Annotated in this window: 2 protein-coding genes; both read left to right on the forward strand. The window is 60.1% G+C overall.

Annotation, left to right across the window (positions count from 1 at the left end):
- The coding region (locus tag HY2_RS17525; RefSeq protein WP_034829193.1) for a TrbJ/VirB5 family protein at window positions 1-392 on the forward strand (392 nt) is incomplete at its 5' end.
- A partial coding sequence (locus tag HY2_RS15320) for a type IV secretion system protein (RefSeq protein ID WP_034829195.1) occupies window positions 392-944 on the forward strand: 553 nt, incomplete at its 3' end. The genes HY2_RS17525 and HY2_RS15320, both read left to right, overlap by 1 nt.

Consider the following 944-nt stretch of genomic DNA (forward strand, 5'->3'; position numbering starts at 1 on the left):
AACGCGACTATGAAGTGATCTACCCGGAAGATTATGGCGACACGCCGCCGGAGCATCGCGTCCTTGTTGAAGAGGCGCGCACGAGGTGGCGCCAGTCCCGGACGGCCTATCGTGAAAGCCTGCTTGTCACAGCGCAGGTCGTTTCATCCGCCCGTGCGGATTCTGAAAGTCTCGACCGGCTGATCGGCGACAGCCAGTCCGCGGTCGGCAATCTCCAGGCCCTGCAGGCCGGCAATCAGATTGAAGCGCTGCAGACTGAGCAGCTTATGCAGATCGAATCCATGATGGCCTCGCACTACCGGGCCGAAGCGCTCGAACGCGCCCGCCAGCTCGCCGAAGCGGAACGCGGCCGCGCCCGCACCAAATCCTTTCTGAGCGGCGGCAGCGACTGATGGACGTCATCGACACCTTCCTTGCGACCTTTATCGCTTACATTGACAGCGGCTTCGGCCTGCTGGCGGGAGATGTCGCTTATCTGACAACAACTTTGATCGCCATCGACATCACGCTGGCGGGCCTGTTCTGGGCGCTCTCACAGAACACGGATGTCATCGCCGGGCTGATCAAGAAAGTGCTCTATGTCGGCTTCTTCGCCTTCGTGATCGGCAATTTTTCCCTGCTCGCCAATATCGTCTTTGACAGCTTCGCCGAACTTGGCGTCACCGCGGGCGGCGGGACAATGACGGCGGCCGATCTGCTACGACCGGGCTTTATCGCCGGGGTCGGCTTTGATGCGGCAAGCCCGCTGCTCGCCGAGATCAGCGACATGCTGGGGCCAATCTCTTTCTTCCATAACTTCATCATGATCGCGGTGATGTTCATCGCCTGGGCGATCATCATGGTCGCCTTCTTCGTGCTGGCGGTGCAGCTCTTCATCACCATTCTGGAATTCAAGTTGACAACGCTGGCCGGGTTCGTGCTCGTGCCCTTCGCGCTCTGGAACA

This window comes from Hyphomonas pacifica, from assembly GCF_000682675.1.
In the GTDB taxonomy this organism is placed as follows: domain Bacteria; phylum Pseudomonadota; class Alphaproteobacteria; order Caulobacterales; family Hyphomonadaceae; genus Hyphomonas; species Hyphomonas pacifica.